This window comes from Stenotrophomonas sp. GL_101 (assembly GCF_057835675.1).
Genome location: NZ_CM174432.1, coordinates 2,993,201 through 3,008,022 on the forward strand (window position 1 = coordinate 2,993,201; position 14,822 = coordinate 3,008,022).

At 66.9% G+C, this 14,822-nt stretch carries 10 protein-coding genes; 3 read left to right on the plus strand and 7 right to left on the minus strand.

Going from position 1 to position 14,822, the window contains the following annotated elements; all coding sequences use genetic code 11:
- Nucleotides 1–104 precede the first annotated feature (104 nt).
- The 3 genes from AC3IR9_RS13130 (at nucleotide 105) to lpdA (ending at nucleotide 5,746) form a co-directional block, all read left to right on the plus strand.
- Entirely contained in the window at nucleotides 105–2,936 is a 2,832-nt protein-coding gene (locus tag AC3IR9_RS13130) for a 2-oxoglutarate dehydrogenase E1 component (protein WP_489291166.1), read from the plus strand.
- A 41-nt stretch (nucleotides 2,937–2,977) separates the two neighbouring features.
- Nucleotides 2,978–4,177, plus strand: coding sequence for a dihydrolipoyllysine-residue succinyltransferase (sucB, locus tag AC3IR9_RS13135; protein ID WP_489291167.1), 1,200 nt, complete (start codon nucleotides 2,978–2,980; stop codon nucleotides 4,175–4,177).
- Nucleotides 4,178–4,309: 132 nt separating this feature from the next.
- The gene (lpdA, locus tag AC3IR9_RS13140; protein WP_489291168.1) at nucleotides 4,310–5,746 is read left to right on the plus strand and encodes a dihydrolipoyl dehydrogenase; all 1,437 of its coding nucleotides are present in this window, start codon (nucleotides 4,310–4,312) and stop codon (nucleotides 5,744–5,746) included.
- A gap of 160 nt (nucleotides 5,747–5,906) precedes the next feature.
- On the opposite strand, the gene AC3IR9_RS13145 is transcribed toward lpdA, so the two are convergent.
- From AC3IR9_RS13145 to AC3IR9_RS13175, 7 genes are all read right to left on the minus strand, one after another.
- Nucleotides 5,907–6,782 carry a YwqG family protein gene (locus AC3IR9_RS13145; RefSeq protein ID WP_489291169.1) on the minus strand — a complete coding sequence of 292 codons (876 nt, stop codon included), beginning with the start codon at nucleotides 6,780–6,782 and terminating at the stop codon, nucleotides 5,907–5,909.
- A gap of 129 nt (nucleotides 6,783–6,911) precedes the next feature.
- The gene (locus AC3IR9_RS13150) at nucleotides 6,912–7,127 is read right to left on the minus strand and encodes a hypothetical protein (protein WP_489291170.1); all 216 of its coding nucleotides are present in this window, start codon (nucleotides 7,125–7,127) and stop codon (nucleotides 6,912–6,914) included.
- Between the two features lie 357 nt (nucleotides 7,128–7,484).
- Nucleotides 7,485–8,909 carry a replicative DNA helicase gene (locus AC3IR9_RS13155; RefSeq protein ID WP_489291171.1) on the minus strand — a complete coding sequence of 475 codons (1,425 nt, stop codon included), beginning with the start codon at nucleotides 8,907–8,909 and terminating at the stop codon, nucleotides 7,485–7,487.
- A 205-nt stretch (nucleotides 8,910–9,114) separates the two neighbouring features.
- The gene (locus tag AC3IR9_RS13160; protein WP_489291172.1) at nucleotides 9,115–9,675 is read right to left on the minus strand and encodes an NADPH-dependent FMN reductase; all 561 of its coding nucleotides are present in this window, start codon (nucleotides 9,673–9,675) and stop codon (nucleotides 9,115–9,117) included.
- A 196-nt stretch (nucleotides 9,676–9,871) separates the two neighbouring features.
- Nucleotides 9,872–11,815: an asparagine synthase (glutamine-hydrolyzing) gene (gene asnB / locus AC3IR9_RS13165; protein WP_489291173.1), complete on the minus strand. Its 1,944-nt coding sequence runs from the start codon at nucleotides 11,813–11,815 to the stop codon at nucleotides 9,872–9,874.
- 3 nt (nucleotides 11,816–11,818) lie between these two features.
- Nucleotides 11,819–14,098, minus strand: coding sequence for a thiamine pyrophosphate-dependent enzyme (locus AC3IR9_RS13170; protein ID WP_489291174.1), 2,280 nt, complete (start codon nucleotides 14,096–14,098; stop codon nucleotides 11,819–11,821).
- Between the two features lie 91 nt (nucleotides 14,099–14,189).
- Nucleotides 14,190–14,735, minus strand: a complete 546-nt coding sequence (locus tag AC3IR9_RS13175) for a GNAT family N-acetyltransferase (RefSeq protein WP_489291175.1) — start codon at nucleotides 14,733–14,735, stop codon at nucleotides 14,190–14,192.
- Nucleotides 14,736–14,822: the final 87 nt, after the last annotated feature.

Here is a 14,822-nt window from a genome sequence, read left to right on the forward strand (position 1 = left end):
TGGGGGTACAATTTGACCGTTATAGACCGCCTGCGCAGGGCTATTCACTTTTGCCCGCGTGGATCTTCGAAGCCTTACCCCACAAGCGAATCCGACCCTCCATCGTGGACAATCTACTGAAGCAGTTTGCGCAGTCTTCGCAACTCGCCGGCGGCAACGCCTCCTATATCGAGGATCTGTACGAGCAGTACCTCGTTTCTCCGGACAGTGTCGATCCCAAATGGAAGACCTACTTCGACGGCTTCAAGGGCCGCGAAGCCGGTGACATTCCGCACTCGGCCGTCATCGCCCACATTGCCGACGCTGCCAAAAACGCTGTCAACAGCGGTACGGCCACCGGTGCCGGTGACGAGCGCGAGCGCAATGTCGGCCGTCTGATCACCGCCTACCGGTCGCGTGGCCACCTCGGTGCCCGCCTGGACCCGCTGGGCCTGACCCCGCCGACCAATACGCCGGACCTGGGGCTGCCGTTCCACAGCCTGTCCGACAGCGACCTGGGCAGTGAATTCAGCACCGGCGGCGTCGCCGGCCAGCCGCGCATGAAACTGCGCGACCTGCTGGAGCGCCTCAAGGCGACCTACACCGGTTCGATCGGTGCCGAGTTCATGCACATCTCCGAGGTCGAGCAGCGCCAGTGGCTGTACCAGCGCCTGGAGCTGGCCGGTGGCAACTACAACCTGGATGCCGACACCCAGCGCCGCACCCTGGACCGCCTCACCGCGGCCGAGGGCCTGGAGCGCTACCTGCATACCAAGTACGTGGGCCAGAAGCGCTTCTCGCTGGAAGGCGGCGATTCGCTGATCCCGATGATGGACACCATCATCCGCGACGCCGGCAAGGATGGCGTCAAGGACGTGGTGATCGGCATGGCCCACCGCGGCCGCCTGAACGTGCTGGTCAATACGCTGGGCAAGAGCCCGCGCAAGCTGTTCGACGAGTTCGAAGGCAAGTTCGAGCACGACGAGCACGCCTCGGCCGGTGACGTGAAGTACCACATGGGCTTCTCGGCCAACGTCGCCACCGACGGCGGCCCGGTGCACCTGGCGCTGGCGTTCAACCCCTCGCACCTTGAAATCGCCGATCCGGTGGTAGCCGGTTCCGTGCGTTCGCGCCAGGAGCGCCGCAAGGACACCGCGCGCAGGCAGGTGATGCCGATCCTGATCCACGGCGACGCGGCCTTCTCCGGCCAGGGCGTGGTGATGGAGCTGTTCCAGATGTCCCAGGCCCGCGGCTTCGCCGTCGGTGGCACGGTGCACATCGTGGTCAACAACCAGGTCGGCTTCACCACCTCCAACCCGCTGGACACGCGCTCCACGCGCTATGCCACCGACGTGGCCAAGATGATCGCCGCCCCGGTGCTGCACGTGAACGGCGATGATCCCGAAGCGGTGGTGTTCGCGGCCAGGCTGGCCTTCGAGTTCCGCCAGGCCTTCGCCAAGGACGTGGTCATCGACCTGATGTGCTACCGCCGTTGGGGCCACAACGAGGCCGACGAACCGGCGATCACCCAGCCGCTGATGTACCAGGTGATCCGCAAGCACCAGACCACCCGCGAGCTGTACGCCGCGCAGCTGGAACAGGCCGGCGTGATCGCCGCCGGGGCCGGCAAGGCGCTGGTCGATGCTTACCGCAACAAGCTCGATGCAGGTGAAGTCACCACCGAACTGGCCAAGGTCGAAAAGACCCCGCCGAGCAGCCCGCTGTTCGTGGATTGGCCCAAGCTGCTGGAAGGCAAGCTGTCCGACCCCATCTCCACCGCGGTGGGCATGGACAAGGTCAAGCAGCTGGCCATGATGATCAACACCGTGCCCGAAGGCGTGGAACTGCACTCGCGCGTGGCCAAGGTCTACGACGACCGCCGCAAGATGGCCGCCGGCGAGATCCCGGGCGACTGGGGCTTTGCCGAAAACCTCGCCTACGCCACCGTCCTGGACGAAGGCAACAGCCTGCGCCTGGTCGGCCAGGATGTCGGCCGCGGTACGTTCACCCACCGCCACGCAATCCTGCACGACCAGAAGACCGACAACTACTACCTGCCGCTGCGCCAGCTGGTCGAGTCGCCGGAACAGGCCACCATCATCGATTCGCTGCTCAGCGAAGAAGCGGTGATGGCCTATGAGTACGGCTTCTCCACCACCGATCCGAACACCCTGTGCATCTGGGAAGGCCAGTTCGGCGATTTCGCCAACGGCGCCCAGGTGGTGATCGATCAGTTCATCGCCGCCGGCGAAGCCAAGTGGGGCCGTATCACCGGCCTGACCCTGCTGCTGCCGCACGGTTACGAAGGCCAAGGCCCGGAGCACAGCTCCGCCCGCCTGGAGCGTTTCCTGCAGCTGTGCGCGCTGGAAAACATGCTGGTCTGCGTGCCGTCGACCCCGGCGCAGGCGTACCACATGCTGCGTCGCCAGATGCGCATGACCACCCGCAAGCCGCTGATCGTGATGTCCCCCAAGTCGCTGCTGCGCCACAAGCTGGCCGTGTCGACCCTGGACGAACTGGCCAATGGCGAGTTCCAGCACCTGATCCCCGATGCCAAGGCCGAAGCCAAGAAGGTCAAGCGCGTGGTGCTGTGCTCGGGCAAGGTCTACTACGACCTGCTGGAAGACCAGACCAAGCGTGGCCAGGACGATGTGGCCATCATCCGCGTCGAACAGCTGTATCCGTTCCCGCGCGTGGCCCTGGCTGCGGAACTGAAGAAGTACGGCAAGGCAGCCGACGTGGTGTGGTGTCAGGAAGAACCGCAGAACCAGGGGGCGTGGTACCAGATCCGCCACCACCTGCAGTTCTGCCTGGCCGATGGCCAGAGCCTGCATTACGCCGGTCGTGCCCGCTCGGCATCGCCCGCCGCTGGACACATGGCTGACCACATCCTCGAACAGCAGAAGCTGATCGCCGATGCGCTGGTCAACCCGTTCAACGACACGTTCGCCGAATAACTCCCCCTCATTCTAGAAAAGACAAATCAGGAAGCTCCCGCATGGCCACCGAAGTCAAAGCCCCGGTACTGCCCGAATCCGTCGCCGACGGCACCATCGCCACCTGGCACAAGAAGGTCGGCGATGCCGTCAAGCGCGACGAAAACCTGCTTGACCTGGAAACCGACAAGGTCGTTCTGGAAGTACCGTCGCCGGTTGATGGCGTGCTGAAGGAAATCAAGTTCGAGGTAGGCGCCACGGTGACCTCCAGCCAGATCGTGGCGATCATCGAAGAAGGCGCCGTCGCCGCTGCCGCCCCGGCCGAAGAGAAGAAGGCCGATGCGCCGGCTGCGGCGCCGGCCGCTGCTGCACCGGCCGCTGCCACCGCACCGGCGGCGTCCAAATCCGCTGCCGATGCCCTGCCCCCGGGCGCGCGCTTCTCGGCCATCACCGAAGGCGTCAACCCGGCCGACGTGTCCGGCACCGGCCGCCACGGCGCGGTAACCAAGGAAGACATCGTCAACTTCGCCCGCAACGGCGGTGCCGGCAAGGCCGGTGGCGCACGTCCGGAAGAGCGCGTGCCGATGACCCGCATCCGCAAGCGCATCGCCGAGCGCCTGATGCAGTCCAAGAACACCACGGCGATGCTGACCACCTTCAACGAGGTCGACCTGTCCAAGGTCTCGGCCGCGCGCAAGGACCTGCAGGACGAGTTCGTCAAGGCCCATGGCATCAAGCTCGGCTTCATGAGCTTCTTCGTGAAGGCCGCCGCCAACGCGCTGCAGCGCTTCCCGCTGGTCAATGCCTCGATCGATGGCGAGGACGTGATCTACCACGGCTACTCGGACATCTCCATCGCCGTGTCCACCGAGAAGGGCCTGGTCACGCCGGTGCTGCGCAACGTCGAGCGCATGTCGTTTGCCGATATCGAAAAGACCATCGCCGACTACGCCAAGAAGGCCCGTGACGGCAAGCTGAGCCTGGAAGAACTGCAGGGCGGCACCTTCACCGTGACCAACGGCGGCACCTTCGGTTCGCTGCTGTCCACGCCGATCATCAACCCGCCGCAGAGCGCCATCCTGGGCATGCACGCCATCAAGGAGCGTCCGATCGCCCAGAACGGCCAGGTCGTGATCGCGCCGATGATGTACCTGGCGCTGTCCTACGACCATCGCATCATCGATGGCAAGGACTCGGTGCAGTTCCTGGTGGACATCAAGAACCAGCTGGAAAACCCGGGCCGCATGCTGTTCGGCCTGTAAGACCTGCGACCCCTCCGATGCGCTGCATCGGAGGGGTTCGTCGTTCCGGGTGCGGCATCCCCGCCCCCTTCCCCGGCGCAAGGCGCCACCGGCTTCCTGGTGAAGCTCGGGAATGCATCAAGGACTTTTCAAATGGCTGAACAATTCGACGTCGTCGTCATCGGTGCCGGCCCGGCCGGCTACCATGCCGCCATCCGCGCCGCGCAGCTGGGTCTGAAGACCGCCTGCATCGACGCGGCCCTGGGCAAGGACGGCAAGCCGGCCCTGGGCGGCACCTGCCTGCGCGTGGGCTGCATTCCGTCCAAGGCGCTGCTGGATTCCTCGCGCCAGTTCTGGAACATGAGCCACATCTTTGGCGATCACGGCATCAGCTTCAAGGATGCCGAGATGGACGTCGAGGCGATGGTTGGCCGCAAGGACAAGATCGTCAAGCAGTTCACCGGCGGCATCGGCATGCTGTTCAAGGCCAACAAGGTCGCCGCGTATTACGGCTTCGGTGAGCTGCAGCCGGGCAACGTGGTCAAGGTCACCCAGCACGACGGTTCCATCGTCGAGCTGAAGGGCACCAACGTCATCATCGCTGCCGGTTCGGACTCCATCGAACTGCCGTTCGCCAAGTTCGACGGCGACACCATCGTCGACAACGTCGGCGGCCTGGACTTCACCGAAGTGCCGGCACGCCTGGCGGTGATCGGCGCCGGCGTGATCGGCCTGGAGCTGGGCAGCGTGTGGAAGCGCCTGGGGTCGGACGTGACCATCCTGGAAGCACTGCCGGAGTTCCTGGCCGCCGCCGATGCCGAAGTGGCCAAGGCCGCTGCGAAGGAATTCAAGAAGCAGGGCCTGGACATTCGACTGAATGCCAAGGTCTCCAAGGCCGAAGTCGTGGGCAAGGGCAAAAAGAAGGAAGTCGCCCTGACCTACACCGATGCCGAAGGCGAGAAGAGCCTGACCGTGGACAAGCTGCTGGTGGCCGTCGGCCGTCGCGCCGCCACCAAGGGCCTGCTGGCCGAAGGCACCGGGGTCAAGATCAACGACCGCGGCCAGATCGAAGTGGACGCGCACTGCCACACCGGCGTCAACGGTGTGTGGGCGGTGGGTGACTGCGTGCGCGGCCCGATGCTGGCGCACAAGGGCTTCGAGGAAGGCATCGCGGTTGCCGAGCTGATCGCCGGCCTGCCGGGCCACGTCAACCTCGACACCATCCCGTGGGTCATTTACACCGAGCCGGAGCTGGCCTGGGTCGGCAAGACCGAGCAGCAGCTGAAGGCCGAGGGCATTCCGTACAAGGCCGGCAGCTTCCCGTTCGCCGCCAACGGCCGTGCCGTGGCCATGATCGAGCCGGCCGGCTTCGTCAAGGTGCTGGCGCATGCGGAAACCGATCGCGTGCTGGGCATGCACCTGGTCGGCGCCAACGTCTCCGAGCTGGTCCACGAAGGCGTGCTGACCATGGAGTTCAACGGCTCCTCCGACGACCTGGCCCGCATCTGCCACGCGCATCCGTCGCTGTCCGAAGCGGTGCACGACGCGGCCATGGCCGTGAACAAGCGCGCGATCCACAAGGCCAACTGAGCCCTGCGGTCCGCATAACGAAAAACCCCGCCAAGGCGGGGTTTTTTGTACCTGCGTAACGGCTGCTCCGCGACACCGGTAGTGCCGGCCGCTGGCCGGCTCCTCGATCAACCTTCCGTGGAGCCGGCCAGCGGCCGGCCCTACCGGGTGCGCGATGGCCTCAGCAACACTGCAGCCCCAGCCAGGTCTGCGACAGATCCCGCGCGGCCAGGTCCTGTCGCCGAATCCAGGCGTACAGCATCCCGGAATCGCCCCACATCGCCTCATCGTCCGAATCCAGCTGCAGCAGCAGCGACCAGTCGGCCGCACCCTCTTCCAGCGCAGCGCGTCGCGGATCCTGATACCCGCTCGGGTTGCCGCAATACAGGCCATGGCTGACCAGCTGCGCTTCCAGTGCCATGTCGCCCTGCACGTTGTGCGACCAGCCGCCCAAGCCGTGCCGTTCGCGCGGCGTCGGGGAACCCAGGTCGGCAACATCCTCCACCAGCGCGTAGTAGCCCTCCTCGGCCGCGTCATCCCAGCCCAGCCCGGCGTCACGCAGCGCCTGCGCCACCTTCTCGCCCTCGGACGAGCACGGATGCGGCAGGCTCCAGGTGCGGTGGAATGCCAGCGCGGACGGTGCCAGCGCTGCCTCTGCATCCGGCGCAGGCAGCCGCTGCAACCCGCCCGGCGCGAACAGGTGGACGCAATGCCCACTGCGATCGGCCGGGTCAAAGCCCCACGGTTGTGTGTCCGTGTCGTAGAAGAACGACAGCACGCCCTGTGCAGGCAGGTCCAGCCCGCACTCCAGACCCTGCAGGTCGGCCAGGTTGATCTGCAGCAGGAAGTCCAGCGCCCTGCCCTTGTGGGTGGGCCATGCGAAGCCTGCGGGCACATCCGGCCCGCCGCCGATCCGGGATGCGCCGATCGGTGCATCCGTCTCCGCCCGGCGGCTGAAACCCACGCGCGGCCGCAGCCATGGCAGCAGCGTGCCGGCATGCGGGCCAAGCCCATGCGATGCGCAGAGCGCACTGAAATCCTGTTCGGGTAGCGTCACGACCATATCCCTGTCTGAAAGCAGCCAGCAGTCTAGGCGCAGCACCCGCGCGCAGGGTAGTGCCGGCCGCTGGCCGGCTCCACGGATGGTCGTAGTGCCGGCCAGCGGCCGGCCCCCCCGGGTTGCGGGTCAGGCTGCCAGTGGGCGGCCGCCGCCCAGCAGGCGCGCCGGCAGCATGAACAGCGCGCGCAGGAACGCGAACAGCGCCGAGAAGGTGATGCCCACCAGGCGGAACGGCAGGCTCAGCAGCCACACGAAGGGCCAGGCGACCAGCGCCAGGATCGCCAGCGGCCAGCACAGCACGAACAGCAGGCACCACAGCCCCAGCGCGAACAGCGTCTTCATCGTCGGTCTCCACCGGTACCGGGCGGCAATGCCCGCAGGCTCACGTTGCCGCTGCACCGCCCGCGCGGCAAGCGGGATGCGACGAACGCCGACCTCGGCCGACGAAAGCGGGAATACGCCGATGAGCGCCAAGGGAAGAATGACCGCCGCGCTCGTAGAGCCGAGCGTTGCTCGGCTGAACCACCAGGATCGCCGGCCGCAAGAGCAGCCGAGCAAGGGCGTACCGACCAACGGTCGGTACCTACCAGGGGAATCGTCGGCCGTCCCGACAACCGATGGGTACCCACCGGGCCCATCGTCGGCGTACAGGCCCGGTCAATTGTCGGTAGCACACGACCGTTGGTCGTGTGCCCCGGATCATTCGAACGAACCCACCGAGTCGTGCGACAGGTTGTCGAAGCGGGTGTATTCACCGAAGAACTTCAGTTTGCACGAACCGGTCGGGCCGCCGCGGTGCTTGCCGATGATGATCTCGGCCAGGCCCTTGTCCGGCGAGGTTTCCTTGTTGTAGTAGTCGTCGCGGTAGATGAACACGATCATGTCCGCATCCTGCTCGATAGCGCCGGATTCGCGAAGGTCGGCCATCACCGGGCGCTTGTCGGTACGCGTTTCCAGCGAGCGGTTGAGCTGGGACAGCGCGATCACCGGTACGTTGAGTTCCTTGGCCAGGCCCTTCAACGACCGCGAGATTTCCGAGATTTCGGTCGCGCGGTTTTCGCTGTTGCCCGGCACGCTCATCAGCTGCAGGTAATCGATCACGATCAGGCCCAGGTCGTGCTCGCGCTTGAGGCGGCGGCATTTGGAGCGCAGGATCTCCGGCGACACACCGGGGGTGTCGTCGATGAAGATCTTGGTCTCCTTCAGCATCCGGATCGCGCCGGTGACCCGGCTCCAGTCCTCGTCCTCCAGCTGGCCGGTACGCAGGCGCTGGGCGTTGATGCGGCCATTGGAGGAAATCAGGCGCATCGCCAGCTGCGAGGCCGACATTTCCATCGAGAACACCGCCACGCCCTTCTTGGACTTGATCGCGGCGTACTCGGCGATGTTCAGCGCCAGGGTGGTCTTGCCCATTGCCGGACGCGCGGCCAGGATGATCAGGTCGGTCGGCTGCAGGCCCGAGGTCATCGCATCGAAATCGGTGTAGCCGGTCGGCAGGCCGGTGATGTTGCCGCCGTTCTCGAACCGGCTGCGCAGTTCTTCGAACGCATCTTTCAGCGCGCCAGGCATCGCCACGAAATCGGTACGCCCGCGGGCGCCCTGCTCGGCGATCGCAAACACCGACTTTTCCGCCGCCGACAGCAGCTCGCTGCTCTCACGCCCTTCGGGCTGGAAGCCATCGTTGACGATGTCGGTACCGACCTGGATCAGCTGCCGCAGCACGGCCTTGTCGCGCACGATCTCGGCATAGGCGGAGATGTTGGCGGCCGACGGCGTGGTGCTGGCCAGCTCGATCAGATAGGCACCGTCGCCCACCAGTTCCATCTTGCCCTGCGATTCAAACCATTCCCCCAGGGTGACCGCATCGAACGGGCGGTCGCGCTCGGACAGCTCGCGGATCGCACGATAGATGGTCTGGTGGTCGCGGCGATAGAAGTCGGCTTCGGTCAGCTGGTCGTTGATCCGGTCGTAGCTTTCCGGGGCCAGCATCAGCCCGCCCAGCACCGCCTGCTCGGCCTCGATCGAATGCGGCGGCACGCGCAGCTGGTCGAGGCGCATTTCATCGCGATCGAAGCGGTCACCGCGGTCTTTGCGGTCGGAACGGAAGCCAGAACGGGCGGACATGAGGGGGCGTGTTTCCTGCGGTGCGGAGCGTGGGACATGGTAGGCACGCGACGGCCCCCACAGCCATGCACAACCCTGTGGATAAGCGGTGGATGAGCTGGGTATACCGGCCGTGGCCGGCAGCATCGGACGATGCCGTCGCATTGCGTGCGACGGGCGCCGTTGCGGCGCCCGTCGTACCACCATTATCGCAGATGCGCCCGGCTCAATGCTGACCGCCGTGGGTGGCCACCCAGGCCAGGAACCGGTCCATGAACCCCTGCAGGAACGCCTGGGTGCTTTGGTTGCCGATGTTGCCCTCGGCATCGATCAGCCCGTCCTTGAAGTGCAGGAACACCTCCGGCTGGCCCAGCACCGGCATGTCCAGGTAGGCCAGCACGTTGCGCAGGTGCTGCTGGGCCAGCGCGGTCCCGATCACCCCGATCGAGGCCCCCACCACCGCCGCGGGTTTGCCGGCAAACGCGCTGTCGCCATACGGCCGCGAGCCCAGGTCGATGGCGTTCTTGAGCACGCCGGGGATGGAACGGTTGTACTCGGGGGTGACGAACAGCACCGCGTCGGCATCGCGGATCTGCTGCTTCAGGCGCACGCCCTGGGCCGGGTAGTCCGTGTCGACATCCTGGTTGTAGAGCGGCAGGTCGCCGATCGCGACGTGCTCGAAGCGGGCGCGGCCTGCGGCCAGCTTCTCCAGCGCGTGTGCCAGCGCCTTGTTGTGCGAGCCCTTGCGCAGGCTGCCCACCAGTACCGCGATCTTCACTTCGGCCATGGGAGGTCTCCTTGGGTGGGAAGGCCACAGCGTAGGCGGGGCCACCGTTGGCAAGGGTGAAGGGGGGCGGAAAGGCGTGACGACCAACGGTCGTCACCTACCGGGATCATTTCCGCCGTCGCCCGACGCGGTCACCCCGCCCCGTTGTCCACCGCGATCACCCGCCGTCGTCGCCCGACGCGAACACCCACCGCCGTCAGCCGCGCTCGACGCCCGCACGCACCTGCTTCCAGTGCGCCTGCCAGGCCTGGAACATCAGCACGTTCCACAAATGGGTGTGCCACTTGCGTTCGCCCTGCTTGAACTGCTGCCACAACGGAGCCACCGCAGCCACGTTGAACACGCCCTCCTCGGCCAGCCGCGCCGGATCGAGCAGCGCATCGGCCCAGCCGCGCAGGTCGCCCTTGAGCCAGGCACTGACCGGCGCGCCGAACCCACGCTTGGGCCGGTGCACCATGTCCTGCGGTACGTAACGGCCCAGCACGCGCTTGAGCAGGTACTTGCTGACCCCGTCGCGGTGCTTCATCGACAGCGGCAGCGACCAGGCGAACTCGGCTACCCGCCAGTCCAGCAGCGGCGCACGCGCCTCCAGGCTGACCGCCATGCTGGTGCGGTCGACCTTGCACAGCAGGTCATCGGGCAGATAGGTGTTGAAATCGGCCAGCATCATCGCATCGGCCGGGGAACCGGCGCCGTGCAGCGGGTCGGCCAGGTCATAGAAGCTGCCGGCCCCGGCCGCGCCGATGACCGCCGCGACCGGGTCGCGCCAGCGCGTGATGCGGTTGCGGTATACATCGCCGATGCCGCGCGCGCCGGTCTCGGCCAGCAGCGCGGCCAGCCCGCCGGTGCGCGACGCCTCGCCCTGGGTGTGCGCGTGGGCAGCCATCCAGCGTCGCAACGGGGCCGGCACCTTGCCCAGCAGGCTCCAGTTGCGCAGGGCGCGCTGGTAGCGGCTGTAGCCGAAGAACAGCTCATCGCCCCCGTCGCCGGACAAGGCCACCGTGACCGAACCACGGGCCAGCCTGGCCACCAGCGCGGTCGGCACCTGCGAGGCATCGGCGAACGGTTCGTCGAACATCGCCGGCAGCTGCGGCACCACCGCCAGCGCGTCGGCCCCGCTGACATACAGCTCGGTGTGGTCGGTGCCCAGGTGCTGCGCCAACGCCTTGGCCAGCGGCGCCTCGTCGTGGTCGGACCCCTGGAAACCGATGCTGAAACTGTGGATCGGCGAGGACGACTGCGCCTGCATCAGCGCCGCCACCACCGACGAATCGGTGCCGCCGGACAGGAACACCCCCACCGGCACGTCGGCGACCATGCGCAAGCCGACCGCATCGCGCAACAGGCCATCCAGCTGCGCCTCGGCGTCCTCGTCGCTGCCGGCAAACGGTGATGCCAGCGCCTGCTGCATGCGCTCGCGTGCATTCCAGAATGGCACCTGCTGCTGGTCGGGGCGGTGCGCGGCGGCACCGGCAGCCACCGCCGCGGCATCCAGCCGCAGCGCGCGACCGGGCATCAGCTTGAAACAGCGCTGGTGGATGCAGTGCGGGGCGGGAATGTAATCCAGCCGCAGCAGCAGGGTCAGCGCATCGCGGTCGACCTCGTTGTCGAATGCCGGGTGCTGCCACAGCGCTTTCAACTCCGAGCCGAACACCAGCGCGTCGCCGGCCCAGCCGTAGTACAGCGGCTTCTTGCCAACCCGGTCGCGAGCCAGCCACAGGCACTGCTCGGCGTGGTCCCACAAGGCAATGGCGAACATGCCGTTGGCGCGCTGCAGGGTTGCATCGATGCCCCAGGCCACGAACGCGGCCAGCAGCACTTCGGTATCCGAATGGCCACGGAAGACATGGCCGAGGGTGTCCAGTTCGGCCCGCAGCGCAGCGAAGTTGTAGACCTCGCCGTTGTAGGCCAGCACGTAACGGCCATCATTGGAGGCCATCGGCTGGTGCCCCAGCGGCGACAGGTCCAGGATGCTCAGGCGCCGGTGCGACAGCGCGATGCCCTGGCCGGCATCGGCCCACACCCCGCTGTCATCGGGGCCACGATGCAACAGCGCATCGCCCATGCGCCGTGCCAAGTGCTCCAGTGCTGCCTGCTCCGCTACCGGAGCCGGCAACAGCATTCCTGCCAATCCACACATGCGTCAGAGATCCTGCGCCAGTACCCGGGCGGCGCTTACCAACGCATTGTCGCTTGGAAGCACGCACAATGCTGCCCCCGCCAGGGGCGTGTAGGTATCGGCACCACTGACCCGCTGCAGCGGCAGGTGGCCCAGCCCGGCCTCCACCAGTGCGGTGATGATGCCCTCGCCCACCCCGGCACTGTGCCGGCCTTCGTCCACCACCAGTACGCGCTGCGCATCGGCCGCCTGTGCGGCGATGAAGCCGGCATTGAGCGGCACCAGCCAGCGCAGGTCCACCACCCGCACCTGCCAGCCCAGTTCGGCCTCGATGGTGCGCGCCGCGCGCAGGCTCATCGGCACCCCGTTGCCATAGCTGAAAATCACCAGGTCGTTGGCCTCCGGCACATACACCCGGCCCTCGCCCGGCAGCAGGGTCTGCTCCGGCGCGGGATACGGGAACAGCCACTGGCCATCCCCGGGCGCGTAGAGATCCTTGGTCATGTACAGCGCGATCGGTTCCAGGAACACCGAGACGCGCCCGTCCACCTGCGCCAGCGCGGCCAGGGTGCGCAGCATCATCGCCGCATCGTCACCGCGCGACGGACAGCCAACCACCAGGCCGGGAATGTCGCGCAGCGCGGTGATCGAGTTGTCGTTGTGGAAGTGGCCGCCGAAGCCCTTCTGGTAGCCCAGCCCGGCGATGCGCACCAGCATCGGGTTGCGGTACTGGTCGTTGGAGAAGAACTGCAGCGAACAGGCCTCGCCGCGCAACTGGTCGGCGGCGTTGTGCAGGTAGGCCAGGTACTGGATCTCCGGGATCGGCAACATGCCCAGGGTCGCCAACCCCTGGGCCATGCCCAGGATCATGGTTTCATCCAGCAGCGTGTTGAATACCCGGCGGGGGCCGAATGCCTTCAACAGGCCTTTGCTGACCGTGTAGACGCCGCCCTTCTGGGCCACGTCCTCGCCAAACAGCAGCGTGGACGGGTACTTGGCCATCAGCTCGTGCAGGCCCTGGTTGATCTGGATCGCCAGGTGCCGGGGTGGCTGTCGCTCGGGCAGCTGCGCCTCGCCGCCAAAGGCGGCCTGCCGCGCCTCGGCCGCGGCCACGCGCCCGGCTTCGGCCTGCACCGCCGCCGGCGAGTACGGCGCCAGTGGGGCCACGATATCGGCCAACGTGCCCAGCTTGGGCCGGCGGTCGGCGTCGTCGGCCGCGGCAAAGCAGCGCGCGCGGATCGCCTCGTAGCGCTGCAGCAGCGCCTCGCGCGACATCCAGCCCGATTCCAGCGCGATCTGTGCCGAGCGCAGCAACGGGTCGGCCGCTTCGGCCGCGCACAGCTCGGGCAGCGGCCGCCACTCGATCTCGAAATCGGTGCCGGCATGGCCCATCAAGCGCGTGGTGCGCAGGTGCAGGAAGGTCGGGCGGCGCGTGCGCCGGCAGTGCTCCAGCGCACGTTCCACCTGCGCATGCCCGGCAGCCAGGTCCAGGCCATCGGCAAAGAAGTAGTCCAGCCCAGGACGGTGGCTGAAGTTCTGCGCGATCCAGCCGTCCGGCGTCCTTACCGAGATGCCGATACCGTTGTCTTCGCAGACGAACAGCACCGGGGCCGGCAGCCGCTGGTAGGCCGCCCATGCCGCGGTATTGAACGCCGTCTGCGCGGTGGCATGGTTGGAGGACGCATCGCCGAAGGAACAGATCACCACGCTGTCGTCGGGAATCGGCAGGCGATGGCCGATGCGCCGCGCGCTCTCGATGGCCATCGCGGTACCGAGCGCCTTGGGCAGGTGCGAGGCGATGGTGGAGGTCTGCGGCAGCACCCACAACGGTTTGCTGCCCCAGACCTTGTGCCGGCCGCCACTGGCCGGGTCATCGCAGCTGGCGGCGAAGGACAAGGCCGCGTCCAGCACCGGATCCATGCCGGGCAGCTTGCGGAAGCGCTCGGCCATGAACGCGCCGGAGCGATAGTGCAGGAACGCCGGATCGGTATGCCGTGCCAGCCGCGCCACCAGCGCATTGCCCTCGTGGCCGGACGAACCGATGGTATAGAAGACCTTGTTCTGCACGCGCAGCACGCGCGCCATCAGGTCCAGGTGGCGGCTGACCAGCTGGGATTCCAACAGATCATCGAACCCCTGCGCATCCAGCGTACTGCCGGGCAGAATCGGTGCATCCGCAGCGGGGCGCGGGGCGGGGTCGCCCTGCCAGTGCTGGACGAACTGGATGAAGTTGGTATCGCAGATCTCGGCCCGGTTCAGGGCTTTCATGCGTGCGGGAATCGGATCGGGAACCACGGCAAACATCCATCACCCTCCGTGAGGTGCTGCAAAAGCGGCCAACCCGGAGTCTCGCCGCAACCCGCGCCGCTTGCCAAGCGCGGGTGCAGCATGGCGCTCAGCCGGCGCGGCGGGCCCGCCACTGCGTGCGCGACTGGCCCCAGACCTCGATCGGCTTGCCATCATGCGGCGGTGGCAGTTCACCCATGCGCAGCAGCGTACTGCCGAGCTTGCGCGCCACCGCCTTGGAGTTTTCGTTGGCCGCATCGATGGTGTGGATCACCTCGTCCCAGCCCAGCGTATCGAACGCCCAGTCGATGCTGGCAATGGCCGCTTCCGGCGCATAGCCCTTGCCCCAGCTTTCGCGGCGGATGCTCCAGCCCACTTCGGTGCCGGGCCAGTCCAACGGCTGCCACGGCCCCATCCGGCCGACCCATTGGCCCGTGCTTTTTTCGATCACCGAGAACATCGAAAAACCATACAGGTGCCAACTGCCGGCCAGGCAGCTGAAGCTGCGCCAGGCCTGCGACGGTGACTGTACGCCCCCAAGGTGTTGCATGACCTGCGGATCGGTGCAGAAGCGCAGGAACGCGTCGAAGTCTTCGACGCGCGGTGGGCGCAGGATCAAGCGCTCGGTGTCCAGTTGCAGGTCGAAGATGCTCATGCCGGGGCCTTGTACGAATACCGTCCTGGATCTTCGCAGAATCATCGCGCCGGTCCCAGCGACCGCCGTCGCGGTATTGCCGGCCGG

Excerpts from the sequence above, each read along its gene's own strand:
- sucB (WP_489291167.1), top strand. The coding sequence starts at position 2,978 with ATGGCCACCGAAGTCAAAGCCCCGGTACTGCCCGAATCCGTCGCCGAC.
- lpdA (WP_489291168.1), top strand. The coding sequence starts at position 4,310 with ATGGCTGAACAATTCGACGTCGTCGTCATCGGTGCCGGCCCGGCCGGC.
- AC3IR9_RS13150 (WP_489291170.1), bottom strand. The coding sequence starts at position 7,127 with ATGAAGACGCTGTTCGCGCTGGGGCTGTGGTGCCTGCTGTTCGTGCTG.
- AC3IR9_RS13155 (WP_489291171.1), bottom strand. The coding sequence starts at position 8,909 with ATGTCCGCCCGTTCTGGCTTCCGTTCCGACCGCAAAGACCGCGGTGAC.
- AC3IR9_RS13160 (WP_489291172.1), bottom strand. The coding sequence starts at position 9,675 with ATGGCCGAAGTGAAGATCGCGGTACTGGTGGGCAGCCTGCGCAAGGGC.
- asnB (WP_489291173.1), bottom strand. The coding sequence starts at position 11,815 with ATGTGTGGATTGGCAGGAATGCTGTTGCCGGCTCCGGTAGCGGAGCAG.
- AC3IR9_RS13170 (WP_489291174.1), bottom strand. The coding sequence starts at position 14,098 with ATGTTTGCCGTGGTTCCCGATCCGATTCCCGCACGCATGAAAGCCCTG.
- AC3IR9_RS13175 (WP_489291175.1), bottom strand. The coding sequence starts at position 14,735 with ATGAGCATCTTCGACCTGCAACTGGACACCGAGCGCTTGATCCTGCGC.